The organism is Mycobacterium simiae (genome assembly GCF_010727605.1).
GTDB lineage: Bacteria > Actinomycetota > Actinomycetes > Mycobacteriales > Mycobacteriaceae > Mycobacterium > Mycobacterium simiae.
The window spans coordinates 2,241,117-2,260,001 of sequence record NZ_AP022568.1; the positions used below are offsets into that span (position 1 = coordinate 2,241,117).

General features: G+C 65.9%; 17 protein-coding genes and 1 pseudogene. 5 read left to right on the forward strand and 13 right to left on the reverse strand.

What is annotated here, in order from left to right:
- Positions 1-301 precede the first annotated feature (301 nt).
- From G6N33_RS10380 to G6N33_RS10390, 3 genes are read right to left on the reverse strand one after another with little or no spacing between them, the layout of a single operon-like run.
- Positions 302-1,087, reverse strand: coding sequence for a TrmB family transcriptional regulator (locus G6N33_RS10380; protein WP_044509414.1), 786 nt, complete (start codon positions 1,085-1,087; stop codon positions 302-304).
- A gap of 39 nt (positions 1,088-1,126) precedes the next feature.
- A complete protein-coding gene (locus tag G6N33_RS10385; protein WP_044509413.1) occupies positions 1,127-2,761 on the reverse strand; it encodes a solute symporter family protein in 1,635 nt (544 codons plus the stop codon).
- A complete protein-coding gene (locus G6N33_RS10390; RefSeq protein WP_081662149.1) occupies positions 2,758-3,048 on the reverse strand; it encodes a DUF485 domain-containing protein in 291 nt (96 codons plus the stop codon). Before G6N33_RS10390 ends, G6N33_RS10385 begins: the two co-directional genes overlap by 4 nt.
- Before the next feature lie 508 nt (positions 3,049-3,556).
- Here G6N33_RS10390 and G6N33_RS10395 point away from each other — a divergent pair.
- Positions 3,557-4,660 (forward strand): carbon-nitrogen hydrolase family protein, encoded by a 1,104-nt coding sequence (locus G6N33_RS10395; protein ID WP_044509412.1) that lies wholly within the window; start codon positions 3,557-3,559, stop codon positions 4,658-4,660.
- 16 nt (positions 4,661-4,676) lie between these two features.
- On the opposite strand, the gene G6N33_RS10400 is transcribed toward G6N33_RS10395, so the two are convergent.
- The 3 genes from G6N33_RS10400 to ricR form a co-directional block, all read right to left on the reverse strand.
- A complete protein-coding gene (locus G6N33_RS10400) occupies positions 4,677-5,714 on the reverse strand; it encodes a L,D-transpeptidase (RefSeq protein ID WP_101528401.1) in 1,038 nt (345 codons plus the stop codon).
- A 135-nt stretch (positions 5,715-5,849) separates the two neighbouring features.
- On the reverse strand, positions 5,850-7,073 hold the full coding sequence (locus G6N33_RS10405; RefSeq protein ID WP_044509409.1) for an MFS transporter: 1,224 nt from the start codon (positions 7,071-7,073) through the stop codon (positions 5,850-5,852).
- 133 nt (positions 7,074-7,206) lie between these two features.
- Entirely contained in the window at positions 7,207-7,497 is a 291-nt protein-coding gene (gene ricR, locus G6N33_RS10410) for a copper-sensing transcriptional repressor RicR (RefSeq protein ID WP_044509408.1), read from the reverse strand.
- Positions 7,498-7,623: 126 nt separating this feature from the next.
- Between ricR and ilvD the strand changes: the two genes are divergently transcribed.
- The gene (gene ilvD / locus G6N33_RS10415; protein WP_044509407.1) at positions 7,624-9,336 is read left to right on the forward strand and encodes a dihydroxy-acid dehydratase; all 1,713 of its coding nucleotides are present in this window, start codon (positions 7,624-7,626) and stop codon (positions 9,334-9,336) included.
- Between the two features lie 66 nt (positions 9,337-9,402).
- On the opposite strand, the gene G6N33_RS10420 is transcribed toward ilvD, so the two are convergent.
- Together G6N33_RS10420 and G6N33_RS10425 are read right to left on the reverse strand one after the other, a co-directional pair.
- Positions 9,403-9,843: an SPW repeat protein gene (locus tag G6N33_RS10420; protein ID WP_044509406.1), complete on the reverse strand. Its 441-nt coding sequence runs from the start codon at positions 9,841-9,843 to the stop codon at positions 9,403-9,405.
- Between the two features lie 113 nt (positions 9,844-9,956).
- Complete coding sequence (locus tag G6N33_RS10425; RefSeq protein ID WP_044509405.1) at positions 9,957-10,616, reverse strand: O-methyltransferase; 660 nt, start codon at positions 10,614-10,616, stop codon at positions 9,957-9,959.
- Between the two features lie 192 nt (positions 10,617-10,808).
- On the opposite strand from G6N33_RS10425, the gene mymT reads away from it, so the two are divergent.
- Entirely contained in the window at positions 10,809-10,970 is a 162-nt protein-coding gene (gene mymT / locus G6N33_RS10430) for a copper-binding metallothionein MymT (protein ID WP_101528410.1), read from the forward strand.
- A 48-nt stretch (positions 10,971-11,018) separates the two neighbouring features.
- Here mymT and G6N33_RS10435 read toward each other — a convergent pair whose 3' ends face one another.
- The 4 genes from G6N33_RS10435 to G6N33_RS10450 form a co-directional block, all read right to left on the reverse strand.
- Entirely contained in the window at positions 11,019-13,181 is a 2,163-nt protein-coding gene (locus tag G6N33_RS10435; RefSeq protein ID WP_231382536.1) for a beta-glucosidase, read from the reverse strand.
- Complete coding sequence (locus G6N33_RS10440; RefSeq protein WP_044509404.1) at positions 13,178-13,675, reverse strand: TIGR04338 family metallohydrolase; 498 nt, start codon at positions 13,673-13,675, stop codon at positions 13,178-13,180. The genes G6N33_RS10435 and G6N33_RS10440 overlap by 4 nt, the downstream gene beginning before the upstream one ends.
- Entirely contained in the window at positions 13,672-14,421 is a 750-nt protein-coding gene (locus G6N33_RS10445; RefSeq protein WP_044509403.1) for a DUF2786 domain-containing protein, read from the reverse strand. Before G6N33_RS10445 ends, G6N33_RS10440 begins: the two co-directional genes overlap by 4 nt.
- Before the next feature lie 91 nt (positions 14,422-14,512).
- Complete coding sequence (locus G6N33_RS10450; protein ID WP_232069477.1) at positions 14,513-15,331, reverse strand: alpha/beta hydrolase; 819 nt, start codon at positions 15,329-15,331, stop codon at positions 14,513-14,515.
- Here G6N33_RS10450 and G6N33_RS10455 point away from each other — a divergent pair.
- Positions 15,324-16,443: pseudogene (locus G6N33_RS10455) on the forward strand (sigma-70 family RNA polymerase sigma factor). The gene G6N33_RS10450 and the pseudogene G6N33_RS10455 overlap by 8 nt on opposite strands.
- Positions 16,444-16,475: 32 nt before the next feature.
- A complete protein-coding gene (locus G6N33_RS10460; RefSeq protein ID WP_044509400.1) occupies positions 16,476-17,888 on the forward strand; it encodes an alpha/beta hydrolase domain-containing protein in 1,413 nt (470 codons plus the stop codon).
- Between the two features lie 16 nt (positions 17,889-17,904).
- Here G6N33_RS10460 and G6N33_RS10465 read toward each other — a convergent pair whose 3' ends face one another.
- Positions 17,905-18,756 carry a LysR family transcriptional regulator gene (locus G6N33_RS10465; protein ID WP_044509399.1) on the reverse strand — a complete coding sequence of 284 codons (852 nt, stop codon included), beginning with the start codon at positions 18,754-18,756 and terminating at the stop codon, positions 17,905-17,907.
- Between the last annotated feature and the right edge of the window lie 129 nt (positions 18,757-18,885).

Below are 18,885 nucleotides of genomic sequence, written 5' to 3' on the forward strand. Positions count from 1 at the left end.
GTCAAGCCGGAACGGAAGCGTTCGACAACCGTAGATTGCCTATGCACAGCAGATTTCCAGCCGACCTATTCGGAACGCCCAGCCAACCAGTGAATCTCACCGATGGAGCTGGTGTGCTACTGAATTTCGGCGTCGCCGGCCACGGCGTCGTACCGCTCACCCTTGTTAGGGGTGGTTTCGACCCCACGGCATGGCACACCACCAGGTGTATTGCAGGCACGATCTCGCGTCCGGCGCCGTAATGTTTCTGGAAATCAACGTAACTCGTGGCGGCGAAAGCCCCGGCGCGAGTCAGTGGGAGTCAGGCGGTGCGACCGCTCGGCGCCGTATCGTGGGCGGCCACCGCCCACAACACCTCGTGCAGATTGCGTTGCATCTCGACGTACTCGAGGCTCTCCACCACCAGGGCGAAGTTCTCACGCCGGGACGAGAGCATCGCCGCCGACACGTCGCCGATGATTGTCGACATCGTGAAGACGTATTCGGCGGGCACATACCGGGTACGGCGATAGTCCTCGACGCTGCTGGGCCACCCACCCGGCAGGTCCTTCTCGGGCGAGCGCAGCACGTGCAGCCACAACTGACGCTCGCGGCGGCCGGCAATGTACTCCTCCATCGCCTCGACGCCGGGCACGCTCAACAGGTCGCGCATCGACAACACGCCGCGCAGCGGCGAGGGCCAGTCCAGCGTCTCGAACAGCGCCGTCCTGATGCCGCTCGCGCCCTCCAGATATCGCACCCGTGGAGCCGTGCCGGCCTTGGCGTGGAAGGCACGCAGCTGGGGCACCACCGATTCCAGTACCCGACGTCGCTGACTCCATTCGTCCAGCAACCGTTGCGGATCCTCAGCTCGCACAATGGTTCTGGGGCGTCCACTGGCATTTGGGTCGTCGCGGTGGCTGCCGCCTTCGATCAGTGAGATCAGGCCCCGCTGAGCCAGGCGCTTGGCGATGTCGTAGGCGTTGGTGCGGCTGATCCGCGACGCCTCGGCGAGTTGGGCAATGGTGGCCGAATCCATATTGAGCGCGGACAGGTAGAACCGAGCCTCTTTCGGTTCCAACCCGGCCTCAACGAGTTCGGCCCACATCGCGAAACTGTCCCATCAAGTGCTCCGGTTGGCTCCGGGTCAATGGACGAGCACCTTTTCCACACCGACGCCGGTGAGGGAGCGAACCTCCATCTCGGCTTGCTTGGCGGGGTCTTCCGACATACCACGCCCGACGTAGGTACCGATGATGCCCAGCAGGAATGCCAGCGGAATGCTGACGATGCCCGGGTTCGCCAGCGGGAACCAGGCGAAGTTGGCGTGCGGGAACATCGCGGAGCGATTCCCGGAGACCGCCGGCGAGAAGACGATGAGTACCAGGCAACTGAGCAGCCCGCCGTAGATGCTGAACAGGGCGCCCACGGTGTTGAACTTCTTCCAGAACAACGAGTACAGCAGCGTGGGCAGGTTCGCCGAGGCGGCGACGGCAAACGCCAGGGCCACCAAGAACGCTACATTCTGGCCCAGCGCAAGGATTCCGAGAACGATGGCTAGCACGCCGATCACGACGACCATCATCCGCGACACGCGCACCTGTTGCTCCTCGGAGGCGGCCCCCCGTTTGATCACACCGGCGTAGATGTCGTGGGCGAATGAGGTGGCCGCGGTGATCGCCAGGCCGGCTACCACCGCCAGGATCGTCGCGAACGCGACGGCCGAGATCACGCCCAGGAAAATCGTTCCGCCCAGCTTGAAGGCCAGTAGCGGCGCGGCGGAGTTCTCTTTGCCGGCGGTCGCCAGAATCACGTCCGGGCCGACCAACCAGGCCGCACCGTAGCCGATGGCCAACGAAAACAGATAGAACACCCCAATCAAGCTGATCGCCCAGCTGACCGAGCGGCGGGCCTCCTTGGCGGTGGGAACGGTGTAAAAGCGCATCAGCACATGCGGCAGGCCAGCCGTTCCCAGCACCAGCGCGACTCCCAGTGACAGGAAGTCCAGTTTGGTGACGTGATTTGCGCCGTACTTGGCGCCGGGCGCCAACACGTTGTGACCGGCGACGGCGTCGTTGGTCGAATGATCAACCACCGCTTGGGCATTGGCGAGCAGCTGGGAGAAATTGCCGCGGACCGCGAGCACCACCAGCAGGAACATGATCGCCGCCCCGGTGACCAGTAGAACGGCTTTCACCATCTGCACATAGGTGGTGCCCTTCATCCCGCCGATGAGCACGTAGGCGATCATCAATACACCGACCAATGCGACCACGATCGACTGGCCGGTGCGGCTCCGGACGTCAAGCAGTAGCGCGACCAAACCGCCGGCACCGGCCATCTGCGCCAGTAGGTAGAACAGCGAGACCATCAGTGTCGACAGGGCGGCAGCCATGCGGACGGGGCGTTGCTTGAGCCGGAAGCTCAGCACGTCGGCCATCGTGAAGCGACCGGTGTTGCGTAGCAACTCCGCGACCAGCAACAGGGCCAATAGCCAGGCCACCAAAAAGCCGATCGAGTAGAGGAATCCGTCGTACCCGTAGATCGCGATGGCACCGGACACACCGAGGAAGGACGCGGCCGACAGGTAGTCACCGGCGATCGCGAATCCATTTTGCGCGCCGGAAAATTCACCGCCTCCGGTGTAAAAGTCGGTGGCCCGCTTAGTCGTTCGACCAGCGCGGATCACCAAAGCCATCGACCCGGCGACGAAGACCGCGAAGACAGCGATGTTGACCAATGGGTTTCCGACGCTGGCAGCAGCCGCCAAGGTCGTCGTCACTCGCCGGCACCTTCGAGCTCGGCGCGGATGGCGGCAGCCCGCGGATCGAGAGTGCGGCCGGCGAACTTCACGTAGCAGAAGGTGATCACAAAGGTGCTGGCGAATTGGCCGAAGCCAAGCACCACACCGATATTGATGTCGCCGAACACCCTCGTCGCCATGAACCCAGGGACGTACGTGGCGAGCAGCATGTAGCTCAGGTACCAGACGAGGAAGAACGCCGTCATCGGAAACACGAACCGGCGCAGCCGGTGTCGCAGATCCTGGAACGCCGGGTCGGACTGCATCCGGACGAAGTCGTCAAGGCTCGGTGTTGCTTGCACCGTCGGATCAGAATCAGACCCTATTGTTGTCGAATTGTTCACTGAGTGGCCATTATTCGGTGTCAACAGCGACGTAGCAGGCGCACCAGCGCCCGGTTGCGGTGCGCCACTCGTTTTTGGCTGTGACACGTGAACCTCCGAATTCAACGAAGAGTAGGGATGTCGAGAGACGTCGACGTAGTGGAGACGTGGTAGATGAGCCGTGCCCTGAATCGTGTTGTGCATCACTATAAGCGGCACCACACCATCGGCAACTTTCCAGTGAAAGCTTTTACCTATTACGTGATTGGCCAATCACCATAGCGTTTCCCGCCGTCGATCGTTGTCGAGAAATGTCGACAATCGAGCCCGGATCCACGGCCGCACAATTCGTTTGACAGCCTCTTGCCTGCGGATAGAGTGGGTTTCGCGAATCGAGCAAAATTCCAGGCAATGTCGATGAATCAGAACATTCTCGAGAAAGGGCAATGCCATGTCAGCACTCGACCTCCCGAAGGTGGCCGTTGCCGCAGTTAACGCTGCGCCTGTCTTTCTCGATCTGCCGGCCAGTCTCGACAAGGTGGAGGACCTGGTCGCGTCCGCCGCTCGAGACGGCGCGCAGTTGGTCGTATTCGGTGAGGCGTTTCTCGCCGGATTCCCGATCTGGACTGCTGTGCTGCCTCCGATCGATCAACACGAATGGCACGAACGCCTCGTCGCCCAGTCGATCGTCGTCCCCAGCCCACACACCGAGCGACTCGGCCGGATTGCCCGCACCCATGGGGTGACGTTGTCCGTGGGGATCAACGAGCGCAACCCGAACAGCCTTGGGCAACTGTGGAACTCGAATCTGATATTCGACCCGACCGGCCGATTGGTGAATCATCGTCGCAAGCTGGTGGCCACCTACTACGAGCGGCTGACCTGGTCACACGGCGACGCCCACGATCTGCGGCCAGTCGAACTCGGCGGCTGGCGCCTGGGCGCGCTGATCTGTGGCGAGAACACCAATACGCTCGCGCGGTTCACCTTGCTCGCGCAGGGAGAACGGCTGCACATCGCGACCTATCCACCGGCGTGGCCATTCGACGGCCGGTCGGAGAACTTCGATTACGACCTCGCCGAGCTGATCCGGCTACGCAGCGCCAGTCACGCGTTCGAGGGCAAGGTGTTCGTCGTGGTCGCGGCGACCGCCCTGGACGAGACGGCACTGCGCGCGGTCTCTGGCGGCGACGCCCGCATCGAAAAGGCTTTGACCGCAACGCCTCCGGCCGCAATGGTGATCGGGCCCAACGGCCAGGTGGTCGCCGGGCCGCTGACCCAGCCGGACGGGATCCTGCACGCCGAGGTCGACCTGCAGACCGAGGTCGTCGCCAAGCAGGCGCACGACATCGTCGGGACCTACAACCGCGCGGATATCTTCAGCCTGTCCGTCGACATGAGCCGGCCCGCGATCCTGCGTACGAATCACGATGGGAGCGAACCGAATCAGGGCTCGCTCGACGGCCAGCGGTCGGCGGGCCGGGCCGGCGCTCCGACACCGACCGCCGAGGACCGTCTCGTGGTGACGAACCACGTCGGCTCGCCGACGGCGTGACGGTCCAGGGAACGGTCTAGTTGGTGATCCAGTCGCTGGAGCCGTCGTTCTTCTTGTAGGAGCCACCGCTCGAGTTCTTCACGATAATGGGGTCACCCGGCCCGAAGTTGTCGAAGAACCACCGTGCGTTGCTGGGGCTGATGTTGATGCAGCCGTGGCTGACATCGCGCTTGCCCTGGTCATCAACCGACCACGGTGCGCTGTGCACGAAGTCGCCGACGTTGTCGAATCGGACGGCGTCGGTGACGGTCACCTTGTACCCGTACGTCGAGTTGACCGGGACGCCGTAGGTGGAGGAGTCCATCACCACCGAGGGCATCTTCTCCTGCACGTAGTACGTGCCGTTCGGGGTTTGGTGGTTACCGGCGGTCATGCCCATCGACATCGGGATGGTCTTCTCCACCGCCCCGTTACGGGTGACCGTGAGCTGGTGGGTGGCGTCGTCGGCCGTGGCGATCAGCTGGTCCCCAGTCCGGAAGCTCGATTTGGTGCCGCCAGCGTCGATGTTCACCGTCGTGTTGGCGGGCCAGAAGTTGAGCGGGCGCCAACGCAACTGCGTGGGGGTCATCCAGTAGAACTTGCCGGGCACCGGCGGGATGGACGACACATGCACGGCAGCCTGCGCCGCTCCGGCGTCGTCGACGCGGCCCGGGAAGTTGATGATGATCGGCTGGCCGACCCCCACCGTTGAGCCGGTCTTGGGTACGAACGTCGGGGTCCCGAACGGCGCCGTGCCCGTGAACGGGGTGGGGTCCTGTCCCTCGGCGGTACCCGCGGCGGCCGGCACCACGCCGGGCGGTGCCCACGGCGCGAGCGGCGGCGGGGCCGCCGGATCGCCGGGCGGCGGAGCCGACGGGTCACCCGGTGGGGGCGGCAAGCCCGGCAGCGGGGGCAGCTGGAAGGGCGGTGGAGCCGGAGCCGGCGGTGCGGCGACCACACCCGGGTCGCCGGGGTCCGGATCCGCCGAGGCGGGGCCGGCGCTGAGCACCAGCACCGCGGCTGTTGCGGCCGCGTTCAGAGCCGCGAAGAGGCTTGCCCTCGTCCAGCCCGACATATGCATACCTCCAGTCAGTTGCTGGCCCCAGTGTGGCATAGCGGCGTTACGAGCTACCTAATTCGCGCCGGGCGCGACACCCGCCAGGGCCTCAATTCGCGGCGCTGACCTGCCGAATTATGAGTCCAGTGAGCTTCACGGAGCAACGTCGAGCATCCGCCGGTTGGCGGCAATGCCGACCAGCGCGACGCCCATCAGTCCGGCCGAGGCGGTCAGCATCAGCGCGACGCTCTGCTCGTAGAGCAGACCGCCGGACAGCGAGCCCGCCATGATGCCCACCTGGAACGCCGTCACATACAGTCCGGAGGCCCCGTCGGGGTCGTCGGCGCCGTTGCGCATCGCCGCGGATTGCATCATCGGCGACACCGCGGTGGCCATGGCGCCCCACAGCACGATCGCGGCAGTGCCGATCAACGCGGTGGCCGCGGTGGTGCGGTCGCCGAAAGCCAGCGCGGTCAGCACCACGAAGGCTCCGGTCAGCCCGGTCATACACAGGATGACGGCGCTGCGCGGCCGGCGGTCCAGCGGGCGCGCCACCAGGGGCACCGACAGCAGGCCGGCCAGTCCGTAGGCGGCCAGCAGCCAGGCCTGATTCGGCCCGCGGACGCCTACGACGTCGCGAATGACCACCGATATGTAGGTGTAGGACACGAAGTGGCCGGTCACCGCGACCATTGCCAGCAGGCTGACGATGATCAGCCGCGGGTTGCGGTGATGGCGCGAGCGGGGCCCGACGCAGGCCAACTGGTCCTCGGTGAGCACCATCTCGGGCAGCATCGCCCGCGCGGCGACCGTGACGATGGCCGCCGCGGCGGTCACGCAGACCACCGCCAGCCGCCAACCCCACATCAGGCTCAGCGCCGCCGTCAGCGGGCTCCCGATCACCAGCGCCAGGCTGGTGCCGACGTAGATTGACATGGTCGCGCGCCCGGCATGGCTGGGTGGCACCAGGCGGGTGGCGATCGGCGCGATCACGGCCCACAGCAATCCGTGCGTCACGGCGCACAGCACCCGGCCGGCGGCCAGGACCGCGAAGCTGGGCGCCAGCGCCGAGATCACTTGCGAGGCGGTCAGGCAGGTCAGGCTGAGCATCAGTGCGCGCCGCCGCGGCCAGTGTGCGGTCCAGCGCACCAGCGGCACCGTGGTCAGCGCCGCGACCAGGGCGTACCAGGTCAGCAGGGTTCCGACGAAGACGACGCTGACGTGCAAATCACGGGAGATCGCGGAGAGCGCCCCCACCGGCAGCAGTTCGGCCGTGACATAGATGAAGGCCGCCGCCGCGAGCACCGCCAGTTGCGCAGCGATACGTGGCGTCCACGTTCGCGCGGTAACGGCGGTAGTTCCGGTTTCGGCTGTCATGGCGTCGGTATCGGCCGGGTACCCAAGTTCCTGGGTTGTCGTGCCTAATGCGATCACACTGCCTTACCGTACGCACCGCAACAACGGATTCGCCCAACTTAGCTCAGCAACACCGTCTCAACTGGGTCACCGATCAGGAACGAACCAGCCGCGCGATTGCTGCGGAGGCTTCGGCCAGCTTGTCGCCGGCGTCGCTGCCACCTTCGGCAACCGCGTGAGTGACGCAGTGGCCGAGGTGCTCATCCAGCAAATTGAGCGCCACGGATCGGAGCGCGCTGTTGACGGCGCTGATCTGGGTGAGGATGTCGATGCAGTACTTGTCCTCGTCGATCATGCGGGCGATGCCCCGCACCTGCCCCTCGATGCGCCGCAGCCGCTTGGCGTAATTGTCCTTTTGCTGCGAATATCCATATGGACTCGTCATCTCGGCCTCAAACTCTCCCGGTTAGGTACGCGACGTCAGGTGGCGTGTCACCGTCTACGATACCCCATACCCCGCCGGGGTATGGGCAGTGATAATTGGCTTGTCCTGGCCGCGCATACTTGACCAATGGCCCTGAGCACCGACGCGGCAACCGCCGACATCAAACCCCGCAGTCGTGACGTCACCGACGGTCTGGAAAAGACCGCCGCGCGCGGCATGCTGCGTGCGATAGGTATGGACGACGACGACTTCGCCAAGCCCCAGATCGGTGTCGGTTCGTCGTGGAACGAGATCACCCCGTGCAACCTGTCCCTGGACCGGCTGGCCAAGGCGGTCAAGGAAGGCGTGTTTGCCGCCGGTGGATATCCGCTGGAGTTCGGCACCATCTCGGTGTCCGACGGCATCTCGATGGGCCACGAGGGCATGCATTTCTCGCTGGTGTCTCGCGAGGTGATCGCGGACAGCGTCGAGACCGTGATGCAGGCCGAGCGGCTCGACGGTTCGGTGCTGCTGGCCGGATGCGACAAGTCGCTGCCGGGCATGCTGATGGCCGCTGCGCGCCTGAACCTGGCCTCGGTGTTTCTCTACGCGGGTTCCATTCTGCCGGGGGTTGCCAAGTTGTCCGACGGCAGCGAGCGCGAGGTGACGATTATCGACGCGTTCGAGGCCGTGGGGGCATGCGCACGCGGGTTGATGTCGCGCGACGACGTCGACGCCATCGAACGCGCGATTTGTCCGGGCGAGGGTGCGTGCGGTGGCATGTACACCGCCAACACGATGGCTAGCGCCGCCGAGGCGATGGGTATGTCGCTGCCCGGCAGCGCGGCGCCGCCGGCGACCGATCGGCGCCGGGACGGATTCGCGCGCCGCAGCGGCGAGGCGGTCATTGGGCTGCTGCGGCGCGGCATTACCGCGCGCGACATCCTGACCAAGGAGGCGTTCGAGAACGCGATCGCAGTCGTAATGGCCTTCGGCGGCTCGACCAACGCGGTGCTGCACCTGCTGGCCATCGCCCGCGAGGCCGAGGTCGAGCTCTCACTGGACGATTTCAGCCGGATCGGTTCCAAGGTGCCGCACCTGGCCGACGTCAAACCATTTGGGCGGCACGTGATGACGCATGTCGACCACATCGGCGGTGTTCCGGTGATGATGCGGGCGTTGTTGGATGCCGGTCTGCTGCACGGCGATTGCCTGACAGTGACCGGCAAGACGGTGGCCGAGAACCTTGCCGCCATCGACCCCCCGGACCCGGATGGCAAGGTGTTGCGCGCTCTGAACAATCCGATCCACCCGACCGGGGGGATCACCATCCTGCGCGGCAGCCTGGCCCCGGAGGGGGCGGTGGTGAAGTCGGCCGGGTTCGATTCCGAGGTGATCGAAGGCACCGCAAGGGTTTTCGACGGTGAGCGAGCCGCCCTGGACGCACTCGAGGACGGCACCATCACCAACGGCGACGCGGTGGTGATCCGCTACGAGGGCCCCAAGGGCGGGCCCGGCATGCGCGAAATGCTGGCCATCACCGGCGCGATCAAGGGTGCTGGGCTCGGCAAGGACGTGCTGCTCCTCACCGATGGCCGGTTCTCCGGCGGGACGACCGGCCTGTGCGTCGGCCACATCGCGCCGGAGGCGGTCGACGCCGGACCGATCGCATTCGTGCGCGATGGCGACCGGATCCGGCTCGACGTTGCCGCCGGAACCCTCGACGTGCTGGTCGACGATGACGAATTCGCTTCCCGCCGAGAAGGTTTCACACCTCCTCCGCCGCGCTACAAGACCGGGGTGCTGGCCAAGTACGTCAAATTGGTCGGCTCGGCCGCGGGCGGCGCGGTCTGCGGCTAGCCGCCTGGGGCGACCGCGCGATCCCGTCGGGCCCGGTCCCAACCCGGCCCGACGGGAGCTAGGAACCTATGCGTGCGTGGTTGCGTCGCGCGTGCGCATGCCGAAGTAGGTGGCGTTGAGACCCAAGAACGTCAGCAGCGCACCGGCGACGACGTGCGACCAGATCACGCCGCCGGTCAGCGTGAGGCCGGGTACGACCCACGGCGAGACGATGACCCACAGGCCTAGTACCGGAATGGTCCACGTCATCCCGTGTGCCCGGTCCAGTGCCGTCGCAAATCCATAGGCCAAGAACGCCACCGCGATCCCGACCACAAGGTCGCACGTGGCGAGTGCCCCCATCCCACTGAAACCGACGATCCACGGTGAGGCCGCCACATACAACCCCGCCAGCAGGGTGAGGCCGAACGTGACATGTGCCGTCATCGACTCGGCAACCCGCTCATAGTTGGCACGTAGTGCCATCAGATCGGGGTGGTGATCGATTGATGAATGGACTGTACTCATTTTGTGACCTTTCTGTTATGCAGCAAGTCTTTTGGACCGTCTGCAAACCATCCATCTTTTCCAAGATTACGCCTGGCCACACGGCGTCAGCAACGAAAATTACCGTCCCGCAGCTACTTCACCAGCGCGATCGCGAAGCCGTCCCAGCGCTTGGCGCCGACGGTTTGCAGCACCGCGGTGTCCAGCCTTGGGTGCTCGCCCATCACCTGTAGTGTGCGGCGCGTCGCTTGGGCCCTGGCATCCGCGGTTTCGGGAGTGAGGATCGCACCTTCACGAATAACGTTGTCCAGCACGATGAGTGCCCCGGGCCGGGCCAGTTTGACGGCCCACTCGAGGTAGGCGACGTAATTCTCTTTGTCCGCGTCGACGAAGACCATGTCGAAGGGTGCACCCGACACGGTCGGCAAAGTTTCCAGTGCAGGACCGACCATCACCTGCACCCGGTCGGCGACACCGGCTTGTTGCAGGTTGGCCCGGGCGACCTCGGCATGCCGGGGTTCGTATTCGAGGGTCACCACCTGCGCCTGCGGGCCGGCACCGCGGGCCAGCCAGATGGTGCTGAATCCGCCGAGCGTCCCGATCTCGAGGATGCGGCGCGCCCCAATGGCAGCGGCCAGCACGGACAAGAACTTGCCCTGCTGCGGCGACACGGCGATCTGCGGAAGCCCGGCCGCGTCGCTGACCGCCAGCGCCGCTGATAACGCTGGATCCTCGCCGATCACGGTGCTGTCCAAGAAGGCGTCGACGTCTTTGGGAGTGGGTTTTTCGGTCATTCATCAACGCTAGCCGGGGTCGATGCGCCGCACAGTAGCCGCTGGTCACGCGTCCACAAGGAATAAAGGACGCGCACCGTCTTTACCGGATACCCGTATGGGGTATATGGTGAGGGTGGTGGTCCGGTCGACGGGTCCGCTGTTTACAGATTGATCGAACGGATTCCGGTGAATCGCGGAATCCCTAAGCAAGTGAGGGTGATTCACATGGCGAACTACGAAGAGGGAACCCTGCTGACCTGCGGTCACGAGGGCTGCGGTTGTCGCGTCCGTATCGAAGTCGGCTGCCATTGCTCGGGATCGGGCGAAGACTACCGCTGCACCTGCGGCTCACCGCTCGTGCCGGTCAAGTAAGTACTCGCGGCCGGTCGCGCGTTCGAGCTACACCTTCTCACTCGCCCCTCAGCGCCCGAACGCGCGGCCGGTCAGCTCAACCTCGGCCGTCAGTCGTAATGCAACCGCCGAGGCGCCGACCGCCACCCGGTAGCGGCCCGGCGCGATCCGCCAGTTGCCACGCTGCCCGTCATAGCGGGCCAGCAACCGCGGATCGGCAACGATATTCACTCGGCGCGTCTGCCCCGGGTCCAGCTCTATTCGTTCGAATCCCAGCAACCGCATCCGCTGCACACCGGCCGCGTGGGTCAGATACAGCTGTGGGACATCTGCCCCAGGAACCGTGCCGGTGTTGGTGACGTCGAGGCTGGCCGTGATGGTGTCGCCGCCGACGACGGTTAGCTCTCGATGGTCAAAGCTGGTGTAAGACAGGCCATGTCCGAACGCGAACAGCGGCGCGTGGCCGCGGCCGGCGAACCAGCGGTACCCCACCTCAGCCCCCTCGGAATAGTCGATGGTGGTCGGTGTGCCCACTGCGGCACCCGCGCCGGGCAGCCTTGGGCGAGGTGTCTGGTCGAGGTCTGCCGGAAAGGTGATCGGTAGCCGACCGGACGGGTTGACCTGGCCGGCAATAATTTCCGCGATCGCACGGCCACCCTCCTGGCCTGGGTACCAGGCCTGCAGAATCGCATTGGCGGCCTCCTGCCACGGCATGACCACCGGGTTGCCGGTTTCCAGCACCACCACCGTGTTCGGGTTGACCGCCGCGACGGCGGCGATGACCGCGTCCTGACCCCAGGGCAGCGATAGGTCGGCGCTGTCGAAACCTTCGCCCTCCACCCGGATTCCGAAGACGATCGCCACATCGGATCGACGTGCAACCTGCGCGGCCTCCGCGGGGCTGAGGCCGGGATCGAATTCGAGCTGCGCCTTCGGGAAGCGTTTGCTCAGTTCCGCCATGGGGCTCGACGGCAAGAGGTAAAGGTTGCGGGTGCCGCCCGTCAAGCCGGGGCCGCCGATTGGGATGGTTGCCGCATACCCTCCCGGCGGCACAACGGCACTCGACCCGTACCCGGTAGGCACACCGAGTTGCGCGTAACCGCCGATGACGGCGATCCGCGCCGGGGCAGCCAGTGGCAGCACCCCGCGGTTTTGCAGCAGCACCAGGCCCTGCCGCGCGATTTGCAGCGCAACATCGTTGTGGGCGGCCATATCCGGCTCACCGATGGGTGCTGCTGGGCCGTCATCGATTCCGATCGCGAAGATCGAGCGCAGGATACGGCGCACCATGTCCGAGAGCCGCTCTTTGGGCAACCGGCCTTCGACATACGCGGCGCGCAGCGGTTGAGAGAACGCCTCAGCTCGCCAGAGCACGGTGTCGATCTGGGCGCCGCATTCTTGGTCCAAGCCGTGCAGCGCGCACTCCCAGCTTGGCGTGGCGCCCCAGTCGGACATGACCCAACCGCGGTATGCCCACGCGTCTTTGAGAACTTCGTTGATCAGTACGCTGTTCGATGAAGCATAGTGGCCGTTGACTTTGTTGTAGGCCGTCATCACCGCCCCGGGCTGGGACCGCTCGATGGCGATCTCGAAGGCCAGCAGGTCGGATTCGCGATGGGCGTCGGGATCGATCACCGCGTTCAACCAATGCCGATTGGTTTCGTTGCAATTCAGCGAATAATGTTTGACGGTCGAGATGACGCCCTGTTGCTGTATTCCGGTGACCGACTCCGCGGCCATCGTCGCCGTCAAAAGCGGGTCCTCAGAGAGGTATTCGAAGTTACGGCCGTTCCGCGGGTCGCGCGCGAGATTCATTGCGCCGGCCAGTTGCACGTTGAACCCACGGCTATGTGCCTCACGCCCGATCAGGCGACCGGCCGCGCGTGCAAGTACCGGGTCGAATCCGGCCGCCAGCGCCAATCCGGCCGGCAGTGCGGTGGCGGTGTCGCCCGGGCGGTAACCCGGGTTGGTCACCCCGAGGCCGGCGTCGCTCATCCGCAACGCCGGTACGCCCAGCCGCGGAATGCCCGGCACGTATCCGGCGCTCATCGGCGTCCCCGGCGGGATGCGGTCGTCGCGCAGCGGCCACAGGTCGGATTGCCCCATCACCGAAACCAATAGCGTGAATCGTTCGTCGTCGGTCAGTTGGCTCTCGACGTCGCGCGCCCGGGTGTCGGGATCACTCGCACCCGAGCGTCCGGCTGCGGCGCGGCCCGCATCATCGACGGTCACCGGACGCCCTCTTTGGCGTAGACGACCCGCAGCACGTAGCCAACCTCGGGTCCCATCACCAGCTCGGCCAGCGCGGTGATTGTTTCGACGAACTGCGGGCCATGCGGCGGCTGCGCCTGAGACAGGTGGTGTGCCACTTCGTGCAACACCACCAGCTCGCGCAGCGCCCAGTCCGCGGTATCGCGGTCCGGAACCGCGATAATCCCGATGCCGTCCCGGTTTTCGTAGTGGGCAGCGGTGGCCGCCCGGCGGGCACGCACGCTCAGCGGCGCCACGTCGGGCCAGCGTTGCCGCACTGCCGGTAGCCCAAGCACTCGGTCAACATAACGCTGCACCGACGCGACGGAGCCGAATCGCGCCTCCGGCGGCAAGGTCAACTGTGTCCCGAAGAACTCGACGGCCGGCGAACCATGTTCGGCGACACGGTCTAGCACCGTCCGGACGAACTCCTCGGCCGCATACACCTTGGCGCGTTGAGAATCCCGCGGGGTCACCTGCCCAGCGCGCTCCGCGCTCCCGGCAACTCGGTGCTGTTGCCGAGCCGGGCCCGCCGCCCGGCCCGGTCGCCGGCGCGGCGCGCCGCCGACGAATACCCGGCCGAGGCCCGGCTGGCCTGCCAGGTGCCGCGCGCCTTGGATGCCTTGCGGTAGTAGTCGTGCAGCTCAATGTCCTTGTCCCGCAAGGCGATAGCGGTACCGGGCCGGCGGCTGCGATCCTCGGTGGCTTCCCGCCGGGCCTGCTCGCGCGCTTCGCTGAGCCGCTGACCCACGCGGGCGCCGAAGGCCAGCTGAAAGTTGAGGCGGGCCGTGATCGTGGGCGTCGGCCGGTGTGCACCGGAGGCGAGATAGGCGTCGGAGGCCCGGACCATCTGAACCACCAAGCTGGCGTACAGGGCGTGGCTGGCGTCGATGTCCTCGGGAAACCCGTAGGCATAACAGAACGTCGAATTCGAGGCGACGTCACACTTGACGTCGTTAGCGGCGGCGATCAGCACGAAGAGCTGCACATAGGTGCGCAGGCCCTTGGTACCGGCCTCGCCGATTGTGATGGTCCGCTGCGTCGGCGCCTGCGCCGCAGAACGATTGGATGAATGGGACCGCGCCACGGCCAAGTCGATCGATGCCGCCGTTGCCAGCCGCTGCGCGGCGCTCATGAAGGCGTCGGCCTCGTGGGCGTTGTCCGTGCCTTCAGCCTGACGCAGCAGCGCAGCGATGCGCGCCAACATCTTATCGTCCTTCATTAGCGCTACTCCTCCTGATCAGTGCGCTGTGCATCGTCGCCGGCGCGACTCATTAGCGCCAAAGTACGGGAGCGGTCCGACAACGGGAGCCCTACAGCCGGTCGGTGATCCAGGTGACCACGTCGCCGAGTACTTGGTCGCGCTCCGGCTCGTTGAACACCTCGTGGTAGAGCCCCGGGTAGACCTTCAGCGTGACATCGGTGGAGCCCACACACTCGACCAGCCGGCGACTGCCGGCGACGGACACCAGCCGGTCCTGCTCGCCGTGCACCACCAGCAGCGGCGCGGTGAGCGCCGGCGCGCGCTGCGGCATGGTCTCGCCGACCTGCAGCATCGCCCGTCCGACACCGGCCGGGACCTTGCCGTGATAGACCAGCGGGTCGGCCTGGTAGGCCGCGACCACCTCGGGGTCGCGGGAGATGGCCTGGACGTCGAGGTCTTGCACTGGCAGCCCGGGCAGCACCACACCCAATACCTTGCCCGCGACGGCCAGCAGCGGCGACACCTGGTCCTGGGCCGCCACCGCGGGGCCGGACAGCACCATGAGGTCGTAATTGTCCGGGCGCTCGACGCCGTAGGCGAAGACGATGGCGCCGCCCATGCTGTGCCCGACCACGATGGTCTTGAGGCCGGGATGTTCCCTGGTCGCAAGGCCGACCAGGGTGTCGAAGTCGGCCGTGTATTCGGAGATGTCGCGGACCAGCATGCGTTTGCCGCCGGAGCGGCCGTGCCCACGGTGATCCAGCGCGTAGGTGACCAGCCCGGCCGCCGCGAAGCACTGGGCCACGTGGTCGTAGCGTCGGGCGTACTCCCCGAGACCGTGAGAAAGCACCACGACGGCGCGCGCGGGGGTGTGCTGGTGCATTCCCACGATCGCGTCCGGGGCCCAGACGTCGTACACGATGCGCACGCCGCCCAGGCCATCGAAGTTCCGTTCAGTGCGGGTCATGGGACGTCCTCATCATTAGGGGCAGCGTAATGGCTCCCGGGACGCCGTTGTCCGAGACTCTGCGTAGGCTCAGCCGGGTGAGCTTGCTCGCGGAGGATTCCGGCGACGCAGGAAGCCGCGGCACGGGTGACTTCTCGGCCCGTGCCGAGCCCTATCGTCGCGAACTGCTCGCGCACTGTTACCGGATGACTGGGTCACTGCACGACGCGGAAGACCTGGTGCAGGAGACGTTGTTGCGAGCGTGGAAGGCCTACGACCAGTTCGAAGGCCAGTCGTCGCTGCGTACCTGGCTGCACCGCATCGCCACCAACACCTGCCTGAGCGCATTGCAGGGTCGGCAGCGCCGCCCACTGCCGACCGGCCTGGGTGCTCCCAGTTCGGACCCGGCGGCCGAGCTGGTGGAACGCCGCGAGGTGCCGTGGCTCGAGCCGCTACCCGATCTGACCGAGGACGCGGCCGATCCGTCGGTCATCGTGGCCTCCCGGGAGTCGGTGCGACTGGCCTTTGTCGCTGCGCTGCAGCATCTCCCACCCCGGCAGCGGGCGGTGTTGCTGCTGCGTGACGTGCTGCAATGGCGTTCGGCAGAAGTGGCGGACGCGATCGGCACCACCACGACCGCGGTCAACAGCCTGTTGCAGCGCGCCCGGTCCCAACTCGAGAGCGTGCGGCCCAGCCCGAATGATCGGCTGGCGGCCCCCGATTCGGCCGAAGCGCAGGACCTGCTGGCGCGCTACATCACGGCGTTCGAAACCTACGACATCGACCGGCTGGTGGAGCTGTTCACCACCGAGGCGGTCTGGGAAATGCCGCCGTACACCGGCTGGTATCGGGGTCCGCAAGACATCATCGCCCTGATTCACCAGCAATGCCCGGCCGAAGCTGCGGGCGATATGCGGATGATCCCGCTGGTTGCCAACGGGCAACCGGCCGCGGCGATGTACATGCGGACCGGCCCGCGGCACGCAGCATTTCAGCTGCATGTGCTGGATATCGGCCCCGACGGGGTATCGCATGTGGTTGCCTTCTTGGACGACGCGTTGTTCGCGAAGTTTGGGCTGCCCCGCTCGCTGTGACGGGGTAGTTGCCGATCCCGAAGGGTGTTGCCATGGCGGAGTCCCCCAGCGTCACGCCGATAGCCGGTAAACCCCTGTTGTTGTTGGGCGCGTTCGACATTCGCGAGGTCGGCTACGTCGCCGCGGAATTCCTGGTCTCCGGAACCGCCGCCTCCTACTGCCCCGCATCGGAGCTGACGGCAGATGGAAGATGGGACGTAACCCCGTGCGGAACCGCTGAATACACCACTCGCATCGTGGTGCTGACCCCGGCCGACCAGGCCAGGTTCAACGGGACGGTGCTGGTCGAGTGGCTCAACGTCAGCGGCGGCATAGATGCTCCGGCGGTGTGGATGATGGCGCACCGCGAGATCGTCCGCGCGGGCTACGCCTACGTGGCGGTCTCGGCGCAGCAGGTCGGCATCCAGGGCGGAAACAGCTTGCTCGGCATGGACATGTCACTGAAAAGCCAAGACCCGGCCCGGTACGCGGCGCTGCACCACCCGGGTGACGCGTTTTGCTATGACATCTTCTCCCAGACCGCCCAGCTGGTCCGGACCGCGGACGTGTTGGGCGGGCTGCGTGCCGACCACGTTGTCGCGCTGGGCGAGTCGCAGTCGGCGATGTTTTTGACGAGCTACGTCAACGCCGTCGATCCGCTCGCCCGGGTTTACGACGGCTTCTTGGTGCACTCCCGATTCGCCGCCGCGGCACCGCTCGACGGTGGTTCCATCTTCGACGACCTGCAGTCCAGCACACCGCAAGCGGTCGCGTTCCGGCCCGACCTGCGCGTTCCCCTGGTCGCGCTCATCACCGAAACGGATCTTTTCGGCGCCGTCCGGAATGGCTACTACTTCGCCCGTCAGCCCGACAACGATCGGTTACGAGTTTGGGAGGTTCCCGGGGCCGCGCATGCCGACAACTACACGATCCAAGTGGCCGCGATCGACACCGGCGCCACGGCGCTCGAGGATCTGGTGGCCGCCTACGCGCCCACCAACATGCTGATGGGTCAGCAACTGGGGCATTTCATCAACTTCGCGCCGCAGCACCACTATGTGGTGCAGGCCGCGATCGCGGCGCTGAGTACCTGGCTTCGTACCGGCGCGCCCGCGCCGGCTGCCCCACCCATCCAGATGGAGGAAAACCAAGTGCCGCAACCCGTTCTAGACTCGAACGGTCTCGCCTGCGGCGGTGTCAGGACACCGTGGGTGGAGGTGCCCATTGCCCGGACCTCCGGTGACGGCGCCTGGGACGACACCACCGAGAACGTGATGTCGGCGATCTTCGGCAGCGGTGAACCCTTCGACGAGGCGACTCTGCGCCGGCTCTACCCGGGCGGCGCAGCGCAATACCTGGATCGCTTCACCGCCGCACTGGACAGGGCCATCGACGCTGGCTTCATCCTGCCGGCGGACCGTCCCGAGATTCTGGAACTGGCCACAGCGATGTACCCGCTGCGTTGACTCCGCAACGGCGAGTTCAGTTTTCGAGTGACAACACGTCGCGGACCGCGGCATCGACGGTGCTCAGCACGTCGGGATCAACTCCGGAGCGGCCGCGCACCAATATCGAGGCACAGTTCGGCGTGGGCAGCCCCTCCGCCGCGCACAACCCATCGGGCAGCTTCCCGATCTTCGGCAGCAGAGCCAACCCGAGACCGGCCCGTACCGCCGCGTACAGCCCGGCGAGGTCGGCCGACTCTGCCGCGACCTCGTAGCCGATCGCGTGCTTCTCCAAAATCGCGAATGCGGGCTCGCGCAGCGTGCACGGTTCGGCATAGATGACCAGCGGCAACGGCTCGTTTCGCCGGATATTGAACGTGCGCGCCGAAACCCACTGCAGTTGAACGATTCCCGAAGCATTGGCGCGATCCAGCCCCGATCCGTCCAACATGATCGCCAAGTCCACAAGTCCCCGGTCGATCGCATCCGCGAGGGATACGTTGCGGTCGAGCCGGAACCGCGGCCGCCGGTCGGGGAGCCGCTCGCGCAGCACGCTGGTCAACGCGGGCAACATCACGTCCGCACCGTGCTCGGTAGCACCGACGGTCAGCACCCGATGTTCGGTGGCGCCGAGGTCGTCGAGCGCCGCGTCGTGGGCCGCCAAGATCGTGCGCGCATGCCGCAACACCTTCTGGCCCATATCGGTGAACAACACGCCACGCCCGGAGCGCTCGACCACCGGTCCGCCGACCACACTTTCGACCTTGCGTAAGTGTTGGCTAACCGCGGACTGACTCAGATGCAGCGCGGCGGCCGCCCGGTGGAATCCGCCACAGTCGGCGACCGCGACCAGGCTTCGTAGCGGCGCGATATCAAGCACCTGAGGCATACCTCACAACCTTAGTTCGATCAGCATCCATGATCAATTGCCATGGCCTACGAGCTGGGACTTCTTGAAGGAAGGCCTGCTCGATTACAAATCGTGATCGATAGCGATCGGCAAAAATCGTTGGACGGC